We start from the raw sequence: 17,292 nt of genomic DNA, 5'->3' as shown, positions 1-17,292 counted from the left end.
CGAGCAAGGAGGCACACGGGTTCCATCCAGACCTCGGGTGGTGGCGGAGCGTCCGTCACAGTCGCCACAGCCGCCACGACTGAACCGTGATCACCACGAAGAGAGACGCGTCGATCACGCAAGGTAGTGCGCCCCAGGAGTATGAACCGGTCTTCGCGTCCACGACAAGGCCATCGCCTCCTCGTGGACACCTTCCCGCCACCGTGCCGTTCAGCTCCGGCCACCAGTCGATTCCTCCCCCACGGAGCACTCCGGCCGCGCTGCGCCCCGGTGATTCGCCGCCGGAACAGCGGATGCGGCAGAGTGAGCCCATGAGCTCGGACACCCGGAGTCACGAAGCAGCCGGCCGGATGGGCCCGTCGGCCCGTCGACGCCCGGTCCAACAGCGCAGCCAGGAGCGGTACGGCCGCATCCTGGACGCCTGCGCCGGACTGCTGGACGAGGTCGGGGCCACCGCGCTCACCACCAAGCAGGTCGCCCAGCGCGCCCAGGTGCCGATCGGCACCCTCTACCAGTTCTTCGCCGGCAAGGAGGACCTGCTGGCCGCACTCGCCGGCCGCAACCTCGACCAGTACCTCCGGCGCCTCGACACCCGGCTTGCCGCCGCCGCGCCGATCGACCCGGCCGCCTTCACCGACCTCGCGGTGGAGGAGTTCGTCGCCATGAAGCGCGCGGTCCCCGGCTTCGGACAGGTCGACTTCGGCCTGGCCGGCCCGGCCGTCCCCGCCGGCGTCCGGGACGACCGGCACCTGCTGGACACCGGCGTGGACAACAACACCGCCGTCGCCCTGCGCCTGCAGGCACTCGGCGGCGACATGTTCCGGGCGGACGACCCGGCGGCCACCACGCTGACCCTGCGGGTCGCCCTGGAGGCGGCCGACGCCGTACTCAAGCTGGCCTTCCGCGGGGACCCGAACGGCGATCCGACCCTGATCGCCGAGTGCAAGCGGTTGGTCCGCGGCTACCTCGCGCAACACCTGCCCGCCCGCTGAGGCACCTTCGCCCACGGCGTTTGCGAGCCCGCCGCCCCCGAAGCACAGTGGATAGCGGAACGGTCGCCGAGGCGGGCCCCCACGACCCGACGACCCACGAGCTGACGACCCAGGACACGACCCGAGGACACGACCCCGAGGAGCAGACCATGCACGCAGCGGTAGGTGACCAGCTCCACATCCACAGCAGGTCGGTGGGCATGGTGGACCAGAAGGGCGAGATCGTCGAAGTGCGCGGCGCCGACGGCCAGCCGCCGTACGTGGTCCGCTTCGAGGACGGCCACCAGGGCCTGATCTACCCCGGCCCCGACTGCAACATCGAACCGCGGCTGGCGGACCGCTGACCGACGCCCCCGCCACCCCGCGGCCCGACCGCGCGCGGTGGTGAGGAGCGGTGTCCGCACCCACGACCCCGCTGCCCGGGGCGCTCGCCGGGCTCGCGCCACTGCTGGACCACTACGGGTACCTGGCGGTGGCGCTGCTCGTGCTGCTCGACAACTGCGGCGTCCCGGTGCCGGGGCAGACCATCCTGGTGCTCGCCTCGGTGTACGCCGGCGCCGGGCACCTGGACTTCGCCGCCGTCCTGCTGATCGCGGGCGTCGCCGCGGCGGTCGGCAACAGCCTCGGTTACCTGATCGGCCGCACCGGCGGGCGCGCCTTCGTCCACCGCTGGGGCCGCTACGTACTGCTCACCCCGGCCCGGATGGAGCGCGCGGACGGCTTCTTCGCCCGGCACGGCGGCAAGGTCGTCACCGTCGCCCGCTTCGTCGACGGGCTGCGCCAGACCAACGGCATCATCGCCGGGACGACGGAGATGCCCTGGCGCCGCTTCCTGCCGTTCAACCTCCTCGGCGCCGCGCTGTGGACGGGCGTCTGGGGCACCTTCGGCTACCTCGCCGGGGCCAACATCGGCGCCGTGTACCGGACGGCGATCCGCTACCAGCTGTGGTTCGCGATCGGCCTCGGGGTGCTGGTCGCCGCCTTCCTGCTCCGGCAGGTGCTGCGCTACCGACGCCGGCGCCGCGCGGACGCCGACGCCGACGCCGGACCCGGGCCCGACTCCGGACCCGGCCCGGACGCCGCCTCCCACGAGGGCTCGGACAGGCCCTAGCGCAGCGGGAACACCTCGAACGGCACCGCGAAGCGCGTCCCCAGGCGGCTGCCCGCGCCCCGCCCGAAGCCCTCCAGGAACTCCCGGGCATTCGCCATCTCCCCGCCGAGCCCGGCCAGGTACGCCTTGTGCTCCTCCAGCGAGGCGACGCCCCGGTCGAAGTGCTCGGTGGTGTCCACCGCGTGCGCCGACTCCGGCGAGGCCACCGCCCAGATCTGCCGCACGCCGTTCCACGGCTCGTGGCCCTCCGCCAGCAGCTCGCGGAACACCCAGCGGTTCCCGGCGTCCCGGACGCCGTCCAGGGTGGCCCGGCCGACCGCGATGTGGTCCGCCTGATTGAGGAACACCCCGCCGTAGGTGTCCCGGAAGTTGCTGGTGATCACGATGTCCGGGCGGTGCCGGCGCACCACGCGGGCGATGTCCCGGCGCAGCGGCAGCCCGTACTCCACCACACCGTCCGGGTGGCCCAGGAACTCGACGGTGTCCACACCGACCACGCGGGCCGAGGCGATCTGCTCGGCCTCCCTCAGTGGCCCGCACTCCGCCGGGTCCATCGAGTCGATCCCGGCCTCCCCGCTGGTGACCATCGCGTAGACCACCTTCTTGCCCTGGGAGGTCCACCGGGCGACGGCCGCGGCGCCGCCGTACTCCATGTCGTCGGGGTGCGCGACGATCGCCAGCGCGGTCTGCCAGTCCTCGTCCACCGGCTCGTAGGGCGCGGGCTCGACGGGCGCGGGGGTCTGCTCGGTCATGCGGGTCATCCTTCTCGGTGCGGCTCACAACTTCGTACGGTCGTACCGCAGGCGACTCTAGAAGACCGGCGTCCCCCACACCTCGTCAGACACCCTCCTGCCTGGAGCGCTTGCCCCTGACCCAAGGGTCAAGGGTTAGCGTCCGGGCGCGCCCCACAACGGGCTTCCCCTTTCTCACGAGGAGCACCGCCATGGCCCTGCCCACCACCGCCCGCGTCGTCCGGCTGACCGCCGACCCGGCCGGGCTGCCCGCCCCCGAGGACTTCACCGTCGCCCAGGAGCCGCTGCCGGCCCCCGGCCCCGGGGACGTCCTCGTCCGCAACCGGGCCTTCCTGGTCTTCCCCGGCCTGCGCACCCTGATCGCCGTCGAGGGCGGCGGCCTGCCCCTGCCGCACATCGCCCCCGGGGACGCCCTGTTCGGGCCCGCCCTCGGCGAGGTGCTGGCCGCGCCCGAGGGCGGTTCGCTGCGCCCGGGCGACCTGGTGACCCATCTGCACGGCTGGCGGGACCACGCGCTCGCGGACGCCGCGCAGTTCACCCCCGTCGCCCCGGACTTCCCGGACCCGCTCGCCCTGATCTCGACCTCCTCGGCCGGCTACGGCGGGCTCACCCGCGTCGCCGGGGTGCGCCCGGGCGACGTGGTACTGGTGACCGGCGCGGCGGGCGCGGTCGGCAGCACGGCCGGGCAGCTCGCCCGGCTCCTCGGCGCCGCCCGGGTGATCGGCACCACCCGCACGCCCGCCAAGGCGAAGCGGCTGACCGCCGAACTCGGCTACGACGCGGTGCTGGTGCCCGGCGAGCGGCCGTTCGCCGACCAACTCGCCGAGGCCGCACCGGACGGGCTCGACGTCGTCCTCGACCTGGTCGGCGGCGAGCAGCTGACCGCCGCCGTCGACGCGGCCCGCCCCGGCGCCCGGTTCGCCCTGGTCGGCGCCCTCGACGGCCAGCTCGCACCGGACCGGCGCGGCGGCGACGCACCGGCCGTGATCGACACCTTCCGGGTCATCACCCTCGGCCTCACCCTGCGCGGCTTCACCCAGCTCGCCCACCCGGACCTCGACGCCGAGTGGCGCGACCGCCTCGACGCCTGGCTGCGCGCCGGGCAACTCGTCCTCCCCCGCACCAGCATCGCGGGCATCGATCGGGCCCCCGCGGCGTTGACCGGACTGTTCACCGGGGACACCTTCGGGACCACCATCGTGGAGCTCTGACGACGGAGGGCAGGCATGCGGATCGGCGAGGCGGCGGCAGCGGCGGGCACCACCCCCAGGGCACTGCGCTTCTACGAGCAACGCGGCCTGCTCCCGCCGCCCGCCCGCACCGCCTCCGGCCAACGCGAGTACGGCCCGGCCGAGGTCGCCCGGGTCCGGGTGATCCGCCAACTCCTCGCTGTGGGACTGACGGTGGACGACCTGGCCAGCCGCGCCCACCGCCTCGACATGCTGGCGTACGACCCGCCGCAGCGCTGCTCCGCCTCCCCCGGCCCCGACACCTTCGCCCCGGTCGTCACCGCCCGCCTCGCCACCCTCGACGCCGAGATCGCCCGCCTCACCACGCTCCGCGACAGGCTCGCCCGGCACATCCGCAACGGGGGTGCAGACGTACCGGGCGAGAGCTGAGGGGCCGGAGGCGAGGGGCCGGAGGCGAGGCCTACCGGCCGGGGACCGCAGGCCGTGGTCAGCTGGGGTCGGCGGCGAGGCGGGGCTCGGGGGCGGGGGCCGGCTGGGTGGCGGGCCAGCTGATGCGGGTGGCGCAGAGCGAGACGACCGCCGCGGAGGCGGCTACGGCGGCCATGCCCCAGACGAGGCTGGTGGCGCCCGCGATGAAGCCGATCACGGCGGGGCCAGCGAGCAGGCCGGTGGTGCCCATCGCGGCGACCAGGGAGAGGGCGTCGGCGCCGCGGCGGGCGGCGGCGACGTAGACGCACGGGGTGACCGCCGCCACGCCGAGGCCGACGCAGGCGAAGCCGAGCAGGGTCGGCACCACTCCGCCGACCAGCAGGGCGAGGGCGAGGCCGAGGCCGGCCAGCAGGCTGCCGGTGCGCACGATGCGGCCGTCGCCGAAGCGGGTGCGCCAGCCGTCGGCGAAGATCCGGGCGCACACCATCATCACCGAGACGACGGCGATGCCCATCGGCGCGAGCCCGGCACCCGCGTCCACCACGTCCTTGAGGTAGAGCGCCGACCAGTCGTTCATGGCGCCCTCGGTGACGGTGCCGAAGACCATCGCCAGGCCCATCCAGAGCGTCGCGACGGTCGGCAGCACGAAGCCCCGGCGCTGCTTCCGCTCCCCCGGCTTCTCCTCGCCCGGCTGCTCGTCCCCCGGCTCCGCGGCCTTCTGCGAGTCGTCGGCCAGCAGCCCCGACCGGGCTGCGAGGACCAGGGCGGCGAGCAGCACGGCGGCCAGGCCGAAGTGCACCGCGAGGGTCCCGGTGAAGGCGTTGACGCCGGAGGCCAGCAGGGCGGCCAGCAGCGAGCCGGCGCTGAAGGTGGCGTGCAGCCTGGACATGGTGGTCCGCTCGAAGCGGGCCTCCAGCGCCGCGCCCTGGGCGTTCATGGCGACGTTGAGGCAGCCGACCGCGACGCCGTCGCAGAACAGCACCAGCAGCGTGACCGGGTAGTTCGGCGCCACCGAGAGCGCGAGCAGGACGACGCCGAGCGCGAGCGCGGACAGCACCGAGAGCAGGCGGGAGCCGAACCGCCGCATCAGCACCGCCACCAGCGGGAAGGACACCGCCGCGCCGATCCCGCAGGTCATCAGCAACAGGCCGATCTGGGCCTCGCCGAGGTCGAGCCGGGCCTTGAGCGCGGGCACCCGGGAGACCCAGGTCGCGTACTGGAACCCGAGGACGAAGAACAGTGCGCCGATGGCCAGTTGGGACCGGCGGAACTCGTCGCGAACGGGGGACATCGGCATCAGCCCACTTCGGCTCTGGATCGGGGCCCGGCGGTCGGGTCGGCGGTCGGGTCGGCGGTCAAGTCGGAGGTCGGGTCGGCGGTCAGGTCAATGCTCAGGTCGGCGGCCGGGCGGCCGGGGTCCAGCGGCATCGCCATGTAGACCGCCCGGGAGCCGTAGCTCGCAGGCAGTTCGACCTCGGGCCGGGCGCGGTAGCCCAGCGGGGTCCACAGCACGTTCGAACCGCGGACGGCGACCAGCGAGATGGTCCGGTGGCCGGCCGCCCGGGCGGTGTCCTCCAGATGCCGCAGCATCCGGTGGGACAGGCCCCGGCCGCGCAGTTCCTCGGAGATCACCAGGTCGTGGGCGTGCATGTTGCCGGGCGCCGCCCCCTTCCCGGTCCCGGTCCCGTGCTCCTCGCTGCGGCTGAGGTCCGGGCAGCGGAACAGCGGGTACGGCAGGGCGAGCAGGTAGCCGCCGAGGCGGCCCGCGTGCTCCAGGACGAAGCAGGTGTCCGGTGAGGCGCGGTGCCGGGACTGCAGCGCCTCGCGGCCCTCGGACAGGCCGCTGGCGGCGTAGGCGCGCTCCTCCAGCGCGACCACGGCGTCCCAGTCGTCCTCCCGGAGCAGTCGGATCCGGGTGTCGGTCATGCGGTGCCTCCGTCGGGGCCGTTGCTTCCATCGAGACCGGTGCCGGGTCCGGTGCCGGTTCCGGGTCCGGTGCCGCCGATGCAGCTGTAGGGCAGCGGCGCGAAGCCGTTGAACCCGCGGGTCGCGTAGGCGGTGGCGTACGCGCCGCAGGAGTGGATCCAGACCGGGTCGCCGGAGCCGAGCGCGTGCGGGACCCGCACCAGGCCGCCGTCCTGGGCGTACGCGTCGTCGCTGTCGCAGGTCGGGCCGGCCACCACCGCGTTGACGAACTGGCCGCCGGGGTGGGTGGGGAACTCCAGCCGGTACTGCAACTGGTCCATCTCGTACAGGCCGTTGAACTTGCCGCAGCTGAGGTAGAGCCAGTCCTCCCGGCCGCCGTCTAGCCGGTGGCGGGAGGTGAGCCGGGCGACGTGCGCGCGGATGGCGCCGTGGTCGGCGACCAGGTGGCGGCCGGGCTCCACCAGGAACTCCAGCGGCCCGGCGTTGACGGCGCGCAGCCGGTCCATGCCCTCGCGGATCACCGCGAACATCTTGTCCAGCGGGGGGTCGAGCGGCCGACCGCGCCGGTCGAGGACGCCGAGGGCGGGCAGTCCGCCGCCGAGGTTGATCCGATCAGGGGTGATGCCACGCCAGTTGAGCGCTTCCAGCACGGCGGCCAGCGAGTCCAGGGCGGCGCCCCAGGCCTCGGCGGTCATCTGCTGCGAGCCGACGTGCACCGACAGGCCGGAGGGCACCAGCCCGGAGGTACGGGCTTCGCCGAGCACCCGCAGGGCGTCCTCGGGCGAGCAGCCGAACTTGTGGCTCAGGCCCCACAGGGCGCCGTCGCCGGTGGTCGCGATCCGGCAGAACACCCGTGAGCCGGGCGCGTGTTCGGCGATCGCCGCGACGTCCTCCAGGCTGTCGGTGGCGAAGTCGCGCACGCCCAGCCGGTGGGCCTCGGCGATGTTGCGGTCGGACTTGATGGTGTTGCCGTAGTGGATCAGCTCGGGCGGGACGCCGGTGCGCAGCGCCTGGGCGATCTCCTGCGGGCCGGCCGCGTCGAAGCCGGAGCCGAGGGCAGCCAGGTGGGCCAGCACCTCGTCGACCGGGCAGGCCTTCATGGCGAACCGTACGGCCACGCCGGGCAGTTCGGCGCGGAGGGCGGCGTACTGGCCGCCGATGCCGTCCAGGTCGTAGATGATCCGGTCGTCGGTGGCGGCCGCGAGGGCGGCGCGCAGTGCGGTGCGGTCGTGCGGGTCGGGGTGGGGTGCGCGGCTGTGGACGGCGCTCCCGGTCGGGGAGCGGTGGGCGGGCGGTGCGCCCGGTGTCCGGTCTGTCTGGCGTATCACGTGGTGCTCCCGGCGCGGACGCGCCCCGGCAGCCGGTCGGCGGGGGTGGTCCTGCTCGCCCGCACCAGCGGGCCCCAGGCGTCGATCAGCAGGGCGAAGTCCTCGATGTCGGCCTGCGCCTCGTCGAGCAGGCGTGCTCGCCGGGGTGCCAGGTGGTCGGCGAACTCGGCGTACTTCCCGCCCAGTTGCCGGTAGCAGCGGTCCAGTTCGGCCAGTCGGCGGTGGTTCTCCGCGCGGTCGGTGGTGGCGCTGCGGCGGGCGGAGTCGGCGATCGCCTCGGGGCGGACGCGGTGCTGCTCGTCCAGCAGGGCTCCGCCGGCCTCCGTCATCTCGGCGTAGACGGGGTGGAGGTAGAGCATGGAGAGCAGGAACTTGGCGTAGCGCAGCTGGTAGGCGGTGAAGCCGGGGCCGGTGCGCCGTTCCGGGGTGTAGTAGTTGACGATGTGGCGGTTGTGGGTGACGCCGGGCAGGGTGGCGTCGTACACCAGGTGGTGGAGGAAGTAGTCGCTGCCGATGGTCTCGGTGGCGGGCGGCAGCGGTACGCGCTCGTACACCTCGTGGTGGAGGCCGATGTTGCACATGTCGATGTGCCAGATGCCGGGCCGGTCGAGCACGGTGCGGTCGGTGGTGAACGGTTCGGTGCCGCCGCCGACGAAGGACTGGGCGACGAGTTCGCGCTTCTCCTGTTCGCTCGCGCCGGTGGGGGCCCAGAGGGCGACCACGTCGTGGTAGACCTCGGGGTCGAGTTCGAGGATCTCGCCGATGTCGACGGAGAGTTCGCCGACGAAGGAGGCGCCGACGAGGGCGACGGGCTTGTCCGCGTGCGCCGGGTCGAGGGTGTACTCGGCGACGGCGGCGGCCGCGTCGGCGGCTCTCCGGCCGAGGGTGGCCAGCTCGTGCTCGATCGGGAACACCGGTTCGCCGTGGAGCCATTGGTAGCGGCTGTCGGAGTCGCGGCGGTGCACCGAGGCGCAGCCGAGCGCGGCGGCGATCAGGAACGCCCGGTTGGTGCAGGCGCCGTAGGAGACGGCGTCCGGCAGCATGAGGTCCAGCAGCTTGTCGGGGCCGGCGACGCCGGAGCGGTCGATCACCTCGCGCAGGAAGGCGCGTTGGGCGTCCTCGTCGAGGTGGTGGACGTGCACGCCGTCGACGGCGGGCAGGGCGGCGACCGCCCGGGCGTGCCGGGCGCGGGTGGCGGGGTCGGCGGAGTCCAGCACCAGCAGGTGCACCCGGACGTCGAACCGATCGACGGCGTAGGCGGCTTCGGCGCCGACGGCGGTGATGGTGTCCGCGCACTCGCGGTTGGTGGGCAGGGTCAGGCAGACGTCACGCATGCCGGCTCCCCCGGCCGTCGGCGTCCTTCTGCTGCTCGAAGGTCCGGCCGGTCCAGGACCGCAGGCCGAGCAACTTCTCGCCGAGTTCGGTGAGTTCGGCGGTTCCGTAGCGCAGCGACTCGTGCCGGGTGGCATCGCCGACGAGCGTGCGGTTCCAGTCCGGGGTGGCGAGGGTGCGCCAGGACTCGACCCGGGAGCGCCGCAGCTGTTCGGCCTCCTCCAGGGCGGGCATCATCGACAGGTACTGCACCGCGCGCACGCCGCGCTCGGAGGTGTTGCGTTCGACGCCGTGGGCGAGCAGGCCGTTCCAGATCAGCAGGTCGCCGGCCTTCAACTCGGGCCGTACGACGGGATACTCGTCCCGGTCGACGTCGGGGCGGATCGGGTCGCGGTCGGCGGGCTGGACGGCCTGCCACTGGTTGAAGCGGCGGAACAGCTCGGGATTGCACTGGAAGCCGCCGTGGTCGGGGGCGGTGTCGTTGAGCGCGATGATGCCCTGGACGCGCTGCGGCAGCACGCCCCGGGTGGTGTCGACGTCCCAGTGCAGTTCGATGTCGAAGCCGCGGTCGGTGGGTTCGATCAGCGCGCGGTCGCGGTTGCGGACGTTGGGCGGGTTGAGGTTGAGCCGGTCGAGGGTGACCCACAGCTCCTCGCAGTCCCAGACGTCCACGAAGGCGTCGTAGACGCGCTGCGACTGGCGGCTGTCCCAGAGGAGTTGGTGGTGGTAGGCCTCGACGAAGCCGTAGATGTGCAGGTGCCGGTCGAGTTCGTCGCGGTAGTCCCGCTCGCGGTACCAGTCCTCGGGGCGGTCGGGGGACAGGCCCTGGAAGTCCCAGGCGAAGTCGAGCAGGCGCTGTGCGGCCTCGGCGGGGATCGCCTGCGGCACCACGACGTAGCCGTGGGTCTGCCAGAACGCGTAGTCCGCTTCGGAGAGCACGCGCAGCGGGTGCTTCTTGCGGATCTCCCGCAGGGCGGTGCGGGCCAGGTAGCTCTCGGTGTCCGCGCTGAAGTAGGGGCGCTGCGAGGCGGCGCGGTGGAGATACTCCTCGGCCTGTCCGTCAGTGCTCGGCATGGGCAGTCACTCCATGGTTCGTAGTCGACGCGGTGCTTGATTCGGCGGGCGGCGCGGGCACGGGAGCCAATCCGCCGGGGCTCCGGCCGGGTCGGGAATTCCTCCCGCGGACCGTCGGCGGTCCGCATACGCTCCTTGTCGGCTCGGCCGCCGATCACGCCCGTGCGCCCCGACGACTGGCCAACTCACCTGCCCGGCACGGCCGCTCACCACGTCTCAGGCCCTGCCGAACCACGCCTCCCACACATTGGACTAGACCAACTAATGGTGTCAACCCTTTCCCGCGGGTTGCCGATTGGGAAAATCGACGCAGCTCACGCCGCCTCTCGCGGTTCGCTTTATGTTTCGCAGGCGGACATAAGAGCGGGTATGTTTCGGAAATTGACATAACCGGGAGGAGGTGAACCCCACCGGCCCCACGAACCGTTACCGCGCGCGCACCGCTGCCCGCGCGAAGCGTTGCCCGCGCGAGGCGTGTTACGCCGGGCAACCGCCCCCCGCCCGCCGTAGCTTGGGACCGTGCCACGCCCAGGAGCCGCCCGACTCACCCCGCCCGACTGGCTGACCGAGAGCCTGCGGCCCCGCGCCGCGCCGATCCCCTGGGCGGCAGTGGCCCGCGCCTCCGTCGCGCTCGCCGCCCCGCTCGCGGTGGGCACCGCCACCGGCCGCCCCGGCTACGGTGCGCTGGTGTCGATGGGCGCGCTGTCCGCGGTCATCGGCGACACCGCCGACGCCTACCGGATGCGGGTCTTCAACATCGCCGTCCCCCAGCTGTTCGGCGCCCTCGGGGTGCTGCTCGGCGCCCAGGTGCACGGCTCCGGCTGGACGGCCGTCGCCGTGCTGACCGTCATCGCACTGGTCTCCGGCATGATCTCCTCGATCGGCGCGGTCGCCTCCGTCTCCGGGCTGCTCCTGCTGCTCAACGCGGTCGTCGGGGCCGGCCTGCCGCTGCCCTCCCCCTGGTGGCTGCCGCCCGGCCTGCTGCTGCTCGGCGGCCTGGTGGTGCTCGTCCTGGCCCTGCTGGCCTGGCCGCTGCGCGTCGGCCTGCCCGAACGCGCGGTGGTCGCCGGCACCTACCGGGCGGTCGCCGACCTCCTGGAGGCCGCCGGCACCCCCGAGTACGACGACCGGCGCCGCGAGCTCACCCAGTCGCTCAACCACTCCTACGACCTGCTGCTCGCCCGGCGGGCCCGACGGCACGGGCGCTCACCCACCCTGGTGCGGCTGCTCGCCCAGCTCAACGCGGCGATCCCGGTGGTCGAGGCGGCCGCCGCCGCGCACCTGCGGCCGCCACAGTTCGGCCCGCTGCCCGCCGCCTACCCGGCCGCCGTCCGGGCCCTGGCCGACGCCGTCGAACAGGGCCGCACCGGGCCCGCCCCGACGCCCGAACTGCCCGTGCCCGCCGGGCCGTCCACCCGCGCCCTGGTCGAGGCGATCGGGCACGCCGGCACCGTGATCGCCGAACCGGCGCCCGACCCGTACGCCGCCGCCGACCGGCTCGGCCGGCCCGCCGCCCTGGAGGTACGGGCCCGCCGGGCGGCCCGGGCGCTGCTGCTGTCCGGCGCCTCCTGGCGGTACGGGCTGCGGCTGGCGCTGTGCATCGGCCTGGCCCAGGTGCTGGTCTCGGTGATCGCGGTGCCCCGCTCGTACTGGGTGGCGCTGACCGTGACCTTCGTGATGAAGCCGGACTTCGGCTCGGTGTTCTCCCGCGCGGTGCTGCGCGCGCTCGGCACCGCGGTCGGGCTGCTGATCGCCACCCCGGTGCTCGCCGCGGTGCCGCGCGGCTGGTGGGACGTGCCGGTGATGGCGGTGCTGGCGACGCTGATCCCCGCACTGTCCGCCAAGGGCTACGCCTTCCAGACCGCGGCCATCACCCCGGTGATCCTGCTGCTCTCCGACCTGCTCAACCACCAGGGCTTCCACCTGGTGCTGCCCCGGCTCTACGACTCGCTGATCGGCTGCGGCATCTCGCTGCTGGCCGGCTACCTGCTGTGGCCGGAGTCCTGGCACACCCGGATCGGCGACCGCCTCGCCGAGGCCGTCCAGGACACCGCCTCGTACGTGTCGCTCGCCTTCACCACCGGGCCGGGCGCGGACGAGCCCGCCCGGGCCCGCTACCGGCGCCGGCTCTACCGAGATCTCTCGGCGGTGCGCAGCGAGTTCCAGCGGGCGCTCACCGAGCCGCCGCCGGTCGGGGCCCGGGCGGAGGCGTGGTGGCCGGTGGTGATCGCGGTCGAACGGATCGTGGACACCACCACCGCCACCCGGGTACGGATCGAGCACGGCGCGCCCGTACCGACCGCGGCCGAGGTCGGCGCCGTGACGCGGGAGCTGGCCGACCTCGCCGAGGCGCTGCGCACCGGCCGGCCGCTGTCCGGGACGGCTCCGGGCGTGCTCGCCCCGGACTGCGCGCTGGCCCGGCTGCACCACGAGGTCCACGCGGCGCGGTCGGTGGCCGCCGCACCGGCGCCCTGATCCGGCCGTCCCCGACTCGGCCCGGCCCCCGGCCCCGCCCCCGCCCCGCCCCGCCCGGCTCGGTCCTGGATCCGGTCAGTCCTGGGTCCGGTCGGTCCTGGATCTGCTCAGTCCTGGATCCGCCGCCAGGGCCGGTCCGCCTCCAGCGCGAAGGCCAGTTCCAGCAGCACCCGTTCCTGCCCGTGCGCCGCCGACAGGTGCACCCCGACCGGCAGGCCGCCCGCCGTCGAGCCGGCCGGCAGGGCGATGCCCGGGCCGCCGGTCACGTTGTTGACCGGGGTGAAGGCCACGTAGCGCAGCAGCCGGTCCATCAGTTCGTCGAAGGCCACGTTCGGGCTGAGGTGCCCGATCGGCGGGGCGGTGTGGGCGAGCACCGGGGAGAGGATCACGTCGTGGTGGTCGAACACCCGCCGGTAGACGCCCTCGGCGCGGCGCAGCCGCCGCAGCACGCCCGGGGTGTGCGCGAACTCCGCCTGGAACCGCCGGCGCAGCCCGGTGGTGAGCCCGTCGAGCTTCCCGACCCGGAAGCTCTGGTCGATCAGCAGTCGGCCGGTGAAGGCGAGCGCCCAGGCGATGTAGCCCCAGTAGGAGACGAAGTCGCGGGAGAACTCCTCGCCGAAGGGCAGGGCGGTCGGCTCCACCAGGTGGCCCATCGCCTCCAGCCGGGCGGCGGTCTCCTCGACCACCCGGCGGGTCGCCTCGTCCGTCTTGGCGATCGGCGAGTCGACCACCAGGCCGATCCGCAGCCGCTGGTTCCCGGGGCCCTCGACCAGGCCGAGCGGGGGCAGTTCGGGGTTGCGGCGGTGCCGTTCGGCGGCGGCGAAGAAGGCGGCGGTGTCGCGCACCGAGCGGGTCAGCACTCCGTCGGTGACCAGGTCGATGGGCAGTTTGCCGCTCTGCGCGTTGGTGACCAGCCGGCCCCGGGTGGGCTTGAGCCCGACCAGGCCGCAGCAGGCCGCAGGGATGCGGATCGAGCCGCCGCCGTCGTTGGCGTGCGCGATCGGCACCACGCCGGAGGCGACCAGGGCCGCCGCGCCGCCGGAGGAGGCCCCGGGCGAGTGCGAGGGCTTCCAGGGGTTGCGCACCGGCTGGGCAGTGGCGAACTCGGTGGAGGCGTTGAGGCCGAACTCGGGCAGCCGGGTCTTGCCGAGCACGGCCAGGCCGGTGGCGAGGAACTGGTCGGTGAACCTGGCGTTGCGGCGGGCCGGTCGGGGCCGGAACGCCTCGCTCCCCATGGCGGTCGGCAGGCCGCGCAGGTCGACGTTGTCCTTGAGGTAGGTCGGTACGCCCCAGAGCGGCCCGCCGATGCCCTCCCGGCTGATCTGCGGTTTGTCGTACGAAGCATGGGCGACCGGCAGCAGGGCGCCGTCCACCCGGGCGGCACGGGCGACGGCCGCGCCGACGAGCTCCCGGGGGTTGACCGCACCGGCCCGCACCAGGGCGGCGAGGGCCACCGCGTCGTGCGAGCCGAGGGCGTCGTCGGTGAACGCGTGGACCCGCTCGTCGGTCATCCGAACTCCCCATTCCCTGCCGGACGGTGGACCGTCCGATCGTCGAACCGGTTGGTAGCACCGCCCAGTTCTACTGGCCGGTAGTCTCGCGAAGGGTTCGAGTCTATGCGCCGGGCGGAGCCAGTGGAATGTCCGACCCGTCCACGGGTAAACGACCCATCACCGCACCGATGGAGCACGGGCGTTCGGCCTGCGCCCCCGTGTTCACCCCACCCGCCGGTCCGCGACCGTTTCGCCGGCGGCCGCCGGGAAAGATCACGTTCACGAACACTCCGGTCCGCCCACCCGACCCGAGGTGATGCCCGTGCCGACCCGCGTCCTCCCCACCCCCCGGTTCACCGCCGCCACCGCTCCCGGCGCCCTCCCCCTGCTCGGCCACGCCCCCGCCCTCCTGCGCCGTCCGCACGCCTTCGTCGCCGGCCTGCCCGCCCACGGCGACCTCGTCCGGCTGCGGCTCGGCCCGCTCGACGCGTACGTCGCCTGCCATCCCGAACTGGTCCGCCGACTGCTCACCCAGGACCGCACCTACGACAAGGGCGGGCTCGTCCTCGACAAAGCCCGGGAGGTCTTCGGCGAGGGCCTCGCCACCTGCCCCGCCGCCGCCCACCGACGCCAACGCCGCCTGCTGCAGCCCGCGTTCCACCGCGACCGGCTGCCCGGCTACGCCGCGCTGATGGCCGAGGAGATCGCCGCCACCACCGCCCCCTGGCGCGACGGCGACACCGTCGACCTCCCCGCCGCGATGTACCGGCTCGCCACCGCCGTCACCGCCCGCTGCCTGTTCGCCGCACACGACCGGGCCGGCTCGCTGCCCCTGCACGAGAGCGCGGACGTCATCACCCGCGGCGTCGGCCGGCGCGTCATGCTGCCGCTGCCCGGGCTCGACCGGCTCCCCACCCCCGGCAACCGCCGCTTCCGACGCGCCCGGCAGACCCTGCGGGAGACCACCGAGCAGCTGATCGCCGACTACCGCGCCACCGGCACCGACCACGGGGACCTGCTCTCCGTGCTGCTCGGCGCACAGGACGAGGACGGGCAGGGCCTGTCCGACGCCGAGATCCACGACCAGGTGGTCACCTTCCTGCTCGCCGGCACGGAGACCACCGCCGCCACCCTCTCCTGGGCCTGGACCCTGCTCGCCGCCAACCCGGCCGTCCGCAGGCGCCTGCACGCCGAACTCGACACCGTGCTCGACGGCCGCCCCGCCCGCCACGAGGACCTGCCCGCCCTCCCGCTCACCGCCCGGATCGTCAGCGAGACCCTGCGGCTCCACCCCCCGGCCTGGCTGCTCAGCCGCACCGTCACCACCGCCACCGAACTCGGCGGCCACCGCGTCCCGGCCGGTGCCACCATCCTGTTCAGCCCGTATCTGCTGCACCGCCGGGCCGACCTCTTCCCCTGCCCCGACCGCTTCGACCCCGACCGCTGGCTCACCACCGCCCACCCCGCCCCCGGCACCTACACCCCCTTCGGCCTCGGCGCCCGCCGCTGCATCGGCGACACCTTCGGCACCACCGAAGCCGTCCTCGCCATCGCCACCATCGCCGCCCGCTGGACCGTCACCCCCACCCCCGGCCGCCCCGTCCGCCCCACCCGCAGCGCCTCCCTCATCCCCCGCCCCTTCGCCGCCACCCTGACCCGCCGCCCCCGATGACCCGCCCCGGCCCGCTCCACCACCGCCACCCGCAGCGGCCCCTCCCCGCTGACCCGCCGCCGGAAGCCGGGACGGTACTGTCGCCGCGGAGCCGGCGGGGTTGCGCCGGTCGGAGATTCGGCTCGACGGGGACGGCACCAGACCATGAACGCTCGATCGCCGCGGAGACTGCCGGCCAGGCTGCTCCGCGCCGTGCGGACGTACCCGCGCCGCTCGCCGGTGACGCTCGGCTACGTCGGCCTGCTCCTGCTCGGCCACGTCTGGGTCGAGGACCTGCTCTCCCCCGCCCGGGCCGACGCCCTCCGGGAGTACATCAGCACCAACCTCGACAACCTGCACGACCACCCGGTCACCGCACTCCTCGGCAGCGCCCTGCTCTACGACGGCACGCTCACCGACATCGCCTCCACCGGCTTCGGCGGCACCCTGATCACCCTCGGCCTCGGCGTCTGCTGCTGCCTCGCCTGGGCGGAGCGCCGCCTCGGTGGGCTCCGCGCCGCCGCCGTCTTCCTCGGCGGACACATCGGCGCCACCCTGGTCACCGCCGCCGTCATCCTGCTCGCCCTGCGGCACGGCTGGTACCCGGAGAGCGTGCGGCACGCCTCCGACTACGGCATCAGCTACGGCGCCCAGACCGCCCTCGCGTTCGCCACCCTCGCCCTGCCCCGCTGGGCCCGCCTCCCCTGGGCGGCCTTCGTCCTCGCCTGGCCGCTCTCCGGCGGCCATGACTGGCCCGGCCCGCTGCCGGACTTCACCACCGTCGGCCACCTGCTCTCCGCCGCCCTCGGCTTCGCCGTGGCCGGCGCGGTGGCGGTGGCGTCGTCACGACGACGCCGGGCCGCCGCCCCGGCCACGGCCGACGCCCAGCCGTGACCACCACCGGAGGCCCGACAGGCGCCGCCGGTCCGCGGAGAGGTCCGTGAGCAGCCGCTCGATCGTCTCCAGCCGCTGCCGCAGCTCCTCCACATCGCCCCGCGTGGCGCTCTGCTCGGCCGCCTTGAGGGTGACCAGCAGCTGCCCGTCCGGCTCCAGCCGGGCCCGGGCGACATCGGTCACCGTGTCGCCGTTCTGCATCCGGATGGCGTGCTCCAGCTCGGACGGGCGCAGTGCCAGGGCGCGCAGCGCAGCGCGGTCCAGCTCGCCGTCCTCGACCACGGTGGTGGCCGTGCCCTCCAGGAGCCGGGCGGCCCTCGGGTCCCGGGCGAGCCAGCGGGTGACGGCGGAGTTCACCGCGACCAGGGTGACGGCCCCGATCACGCCGCCGACCAGGCTGTTGTCGTTGCCGATGACGGCGTTCTGCACCACGTTGGAGAGCAGGAAGACGACCACCATGTCGAAGGTGTTCAGCCCGGCCAGCCCGCGTTTCCCGGCGAGCCGGAACAGCAACACGATCAGCGCGTAGACGGCGACGGTCCGAAGGACCTTCTCGACGATCGGCATCTGGACGACCAGCAGGTCATGCCACACGGCCCCGCTCCTCCCACCGCTCCCACCGCGACTCGACGGAACGGGGCCGAC

16 protein-coding genes are annotated in these 17,292 nt (G+C 74.2%); 8 read left to right on the top strand and 8 right to left on the bottom strand.

Annotated features, from left to right (window positions below; translation table 11 throughout):
• Positions 1-311 precede the first annotated feature (311 nt).
• From BX285_RS30505 to BX285_RS30495, 3 genes are all read left to right on the top strand, one after another.
• Entirely contained in the window at positions 312-992 is a 681-nt protein-coding gene (locus BX285_RS30505; RefSeq protein ID WP_257032253.1) for a TetR/AcrR family transcriptional regulator, read from the top strand.
• 149 nt (positions 993-1,141) lie between these two features.
• Positions 1,142-1,336 carry a DUF1918 domain-containing protein gene (locus tag BX285_RS30500; RefSeq protein WP_097234948.1) on the top strand — a complete coding sequence of 65 codons (195 nt, stop codon included), beginning with the start codon at positions 1,142-1,144 and terminating at the stop codon, positions 1,334-1,336.
• A 50-nt stretch (positions 1,337-1,386) separates the two neighbouring features.
• Complete coding sequence (locus tag BX285_RS30495) at positions 1,387-2,103, top strand: DedA family protein (protein ID WP_121178870.1); 717 nt, start codon at positions 1,387-1,389, stop codon at positions 2,101-2,103.
• On the opposite strand, the gene BX285_RS30490 is transcribed toward BX285_RS30495, so the two are convergent.
• On the bottom strand, positions 2,100-2,855 hold the full coding sequence (locus tag BX285_RS30490; protein WP_097234950.1) for a PIG-L deacetylase family protein: 756 nt from the start codon (positions 2,853-2,855) through the stop codon (positions 2,100-2,102). The genes BX285_RS30495 and BX285_RS30490 overlap by 4 nt on opposite strands.
• Before the next feature lie 191 nt (positions 2,856-3,046).
• Between BX285_RS30490 and BX285_RS30485 the strand changes: the two genes are divergently transcribed.
• Positions 3,047-4,066, top strand: a complete 1,020-nt coding sequence (locus tag BX285_RS30485) for an NADP-dependent oxidoreductase (protein WP_121178869.1) — start codon at positions 3,047-3,049, stop codon at positions 4,064-4,066.
• Between the two features lie 15 nt (positions 4,067-4,081).
• Positions 4,082-4,474: a MerR family transcriptional regulator gene (locus tag BX285_RS30480; protein ID WP_097234952.1), complete on the top strand. Its 393-nt coding sequence runs from the start codon at positions 4,082-4,084 to the stop codon at positions 4,472-4,474.
• A gap of 58 nt (positions 4,475-4,532) precedes the next feature.
• Here BX285_RS30480 and BX285_RS30475 read toward each other — a convergent pair whose 3' ends face one another.
• From BX285_RS30475 to BX285_RS30455, 5 genes are all read right to left on the bottom strand, one after another.
• Positions 4,533-5,765: an MFS transporter gene (locus BX285_RS30475; RefSeq protein WP_121179090.1), complete on the bottom strand. Its 1,233-nt coding sequence runs from the start codon at positions 5,763-5,765 to the stop codon at positions 4,533-4,535.
• Positions 5,766-5,770: 5 nt separating this feature from the next.
• Complete coding sequence (locus BX285_RS30470; RefSeq protein ID WP_121178868.1) at positions 5,771-6,400, bottom strand: GNAT family N-acetyltransferase; 630 nt, start codon at positions 6,398-6,400, stop codon at positions 5,771-5,773.
• Positions 6,397-7,617 carry a type III PLP-dependent enzyme gene (locus BX285_RS30465; RefSeq protein ID WP_121179089.1) on the bottom strand — a complete coding sequence of 407 codons (1,221 nt, stop codon included), beginning with the start codon at positions 7,615-7,617 and terminating at the stop codon, positions 6,397-6,399. Before BX285_RS30465 ends, BX285_RS30470 begins: the two co-directional genes overlap by 4 nt.
• Before the next feature lie 107 nt (positions 7,618-7,724).
• Positions 7,725-9,062, bottom strand: coding sequence for a DUF6271 family protein (locus BX285_RS30460; protein ID WP_121178867.1), 1,338 nt, complete (start codon positions 9,060-9,062; stop codon positions 7,725-7,727).
• Positions 9,055-10,134 carry a YbiU family protein gene (locus tag BX285_RS30455; protein ID WP_097234955.1) on the bottom strand — a complete coding sequence of 360 codons (1,080 nt, stop codon included), beginning with the start codon at positions 10,132-10,134 and terminating at the stop codon, positions 9,055-9,057. Before BX285_RS30455 ends, BX285_RS30460 begins: the two co-directional genes overlap by 8 nt.
• A 519-nt stretch (positions 10,135-10,653) precedes the next feature.
• Between BX285_RS30455 and BX285_RS30450 the strand changes: the two genes are divergently transcribed.
• Positions 10,654-12,609 (top strand): FUSC family protein, encoded by a 1,956-nt coding sequence (locus tag BX285_RS30450; RefSeq protein ID WP_257032254.1) that lies wholly within the window; start codon positions 10,654-10,656, stop codon positions 12,607-12,609.
• A gap of 107 nt (positions 12,610-12,716) precedes the next feature.
• Here the strand turns inward: BX285_RS30450 and BX285_RS30445 are convergent, their stop codons facing one another.
• Complete coding sequence (locus BX285_RS30445) at positions 12,717-14,120, bottom strand: amidase (RefSeq protein ID WP_097234956.1); 1,404 nt, start codon at positions 14,118-14,120, stop codon at positions 12,717-12,719.
• Between the two features lie 304 nt (positions 14,121-14,424).
• Between BX285_RS30445 and BX285_RS30440 the strand changes: the two genes are divergently transcribed.
• Both BX285_RS30440 and BX285_RS30435 read left to right on the top strand, forming a co-directional pair.
• Positions 14,425-15,774: a cytochrome P450 gene (locus tag BX285_RS30440; RefSeq protein WP_259470850.1), complete on the top strand. Its 1,350-nt coding sequence runs from the start codon at positions 14,425-14,427 to the stop codon at positions 15,772-15,774.
• 144 nt (positions 15,775-15,918) lie between these two features.
• Positions 15,919-16,647, top strand: a complete 729-nt coding sequence (locus tag BX285_RS30435) for a rhomboid-like protein (protein WP_121178865.1) — start codon at positions 15,919-15,921, stop codon at positions 16,645-16,647.
• On the opposite strand, the gene BX285_RS30430 is transcribed toward BX285_RS30435, so the two are convergent.
• Complete coding sequence (locus tag BX285_RS30430) at positions 16,597-17,241, bottom strand: DUF421 domain-containing protein (RefSeq protein ID WP_121178864.1); 645 nt, start codon at positions 17,239-17,241, stop codon at positions 16,597-16,599. The two genes, BX285_RS30435 and BX285_RS30430, sit on opposite strands and share 51 nt — an antisense overlap.
• Between the last annotated feature and the right edge of the window lie 51 nt (positions 17,242-17,292).

This window comes from Streptomyces sp. 1114.5 (assembly GCF_003635085.1).
Taxonomy (GTDB): Bacteria; Actinomycetota; Actinomycetes; order Streptomycetales; family Streptomycetaceae; genus Kitasatospora.
The sequence above is the reverse complement of the archived record's forward strand: the minus strand, read 5'-3'. Positions and strand labels throughout refer to the sequence as shown.

Coding starts and splice junctions, on each gene's coding strand:
- BX285_RS30475 (WP_121179090.1), bottom strand. CDS start 5,765: ATGTCCCCCGTTCGCGACGAGTTCCGCCGGTCCCAACTGGCCATCGGC.
- BX285_RS30480 (WP_097234952.1), top strand. CDS start 4,082: ATGCGGATCGGCGAGGCGGCGGCAGCGGCGGGCACCACCCCCAGGGCA.
- BX285_RS30435 (WP_121178865.1), top strand. CDS start 15,919: ATGAACGCTCGATCGCCGCGGAGACTGCCGGCCAGGCTGCTCCGCGCC.
- BX285_RS30490 (WP_097234950.1), bottom strand. CDS start 2,855: ATGACCGAGCAGACCCCCGCGCCCGTCGAGCCCGCGCCCTACGAGCCG.
- BX285_RS30470 (WP_121178868.1), bottom strand. CDS start 6,400: ATGACCGACACCCGGATCCGACTGCTCCGGGAGGACGACTGGGACGCC.
- BX285_RS30455 (WP_097234955.1), bottom strand. CDS start 10,134: ATGCCGAGCACTGACGGACAGGCCGAGGAGTATCTCCACCGCGCCGCC.
- BX285_RS30445 (WP_097234956.1), bottom strand. CDS start 14,120: ATGACCGACGAGCGGGTCCACGCGTTCACCGACGACGCCCTCGGCTCG.
- BX285_RS30485 (WP_121178869.1), top strand. CDS start 3,047: ATGGCCCTGCCCACCACCGCCCGCGTCGTCCGGCTGACCGCCGACCCG.
- BX285_RS30460 (WP_121178867.1), bottom strand. CDS start 9,062: ATGCGTGACGTCTGCCTGACCCTGCCCACCAACCGCGAGTGCGCGGAC.
- BX285_RS30500 (WP_097234948.1), top strand. CDS start 1,142: ATGCACGCAGCGGTAGGTGACCAGCTCCACATCCACAGCAGGTCGGTG.
- BX285_RS30505 (WP_257032253.1), top strand. CDS start 312: ATGAGCTCGGACACCCGGAGTCACGAAGCAGCCGGCCGGATGGGCCCG.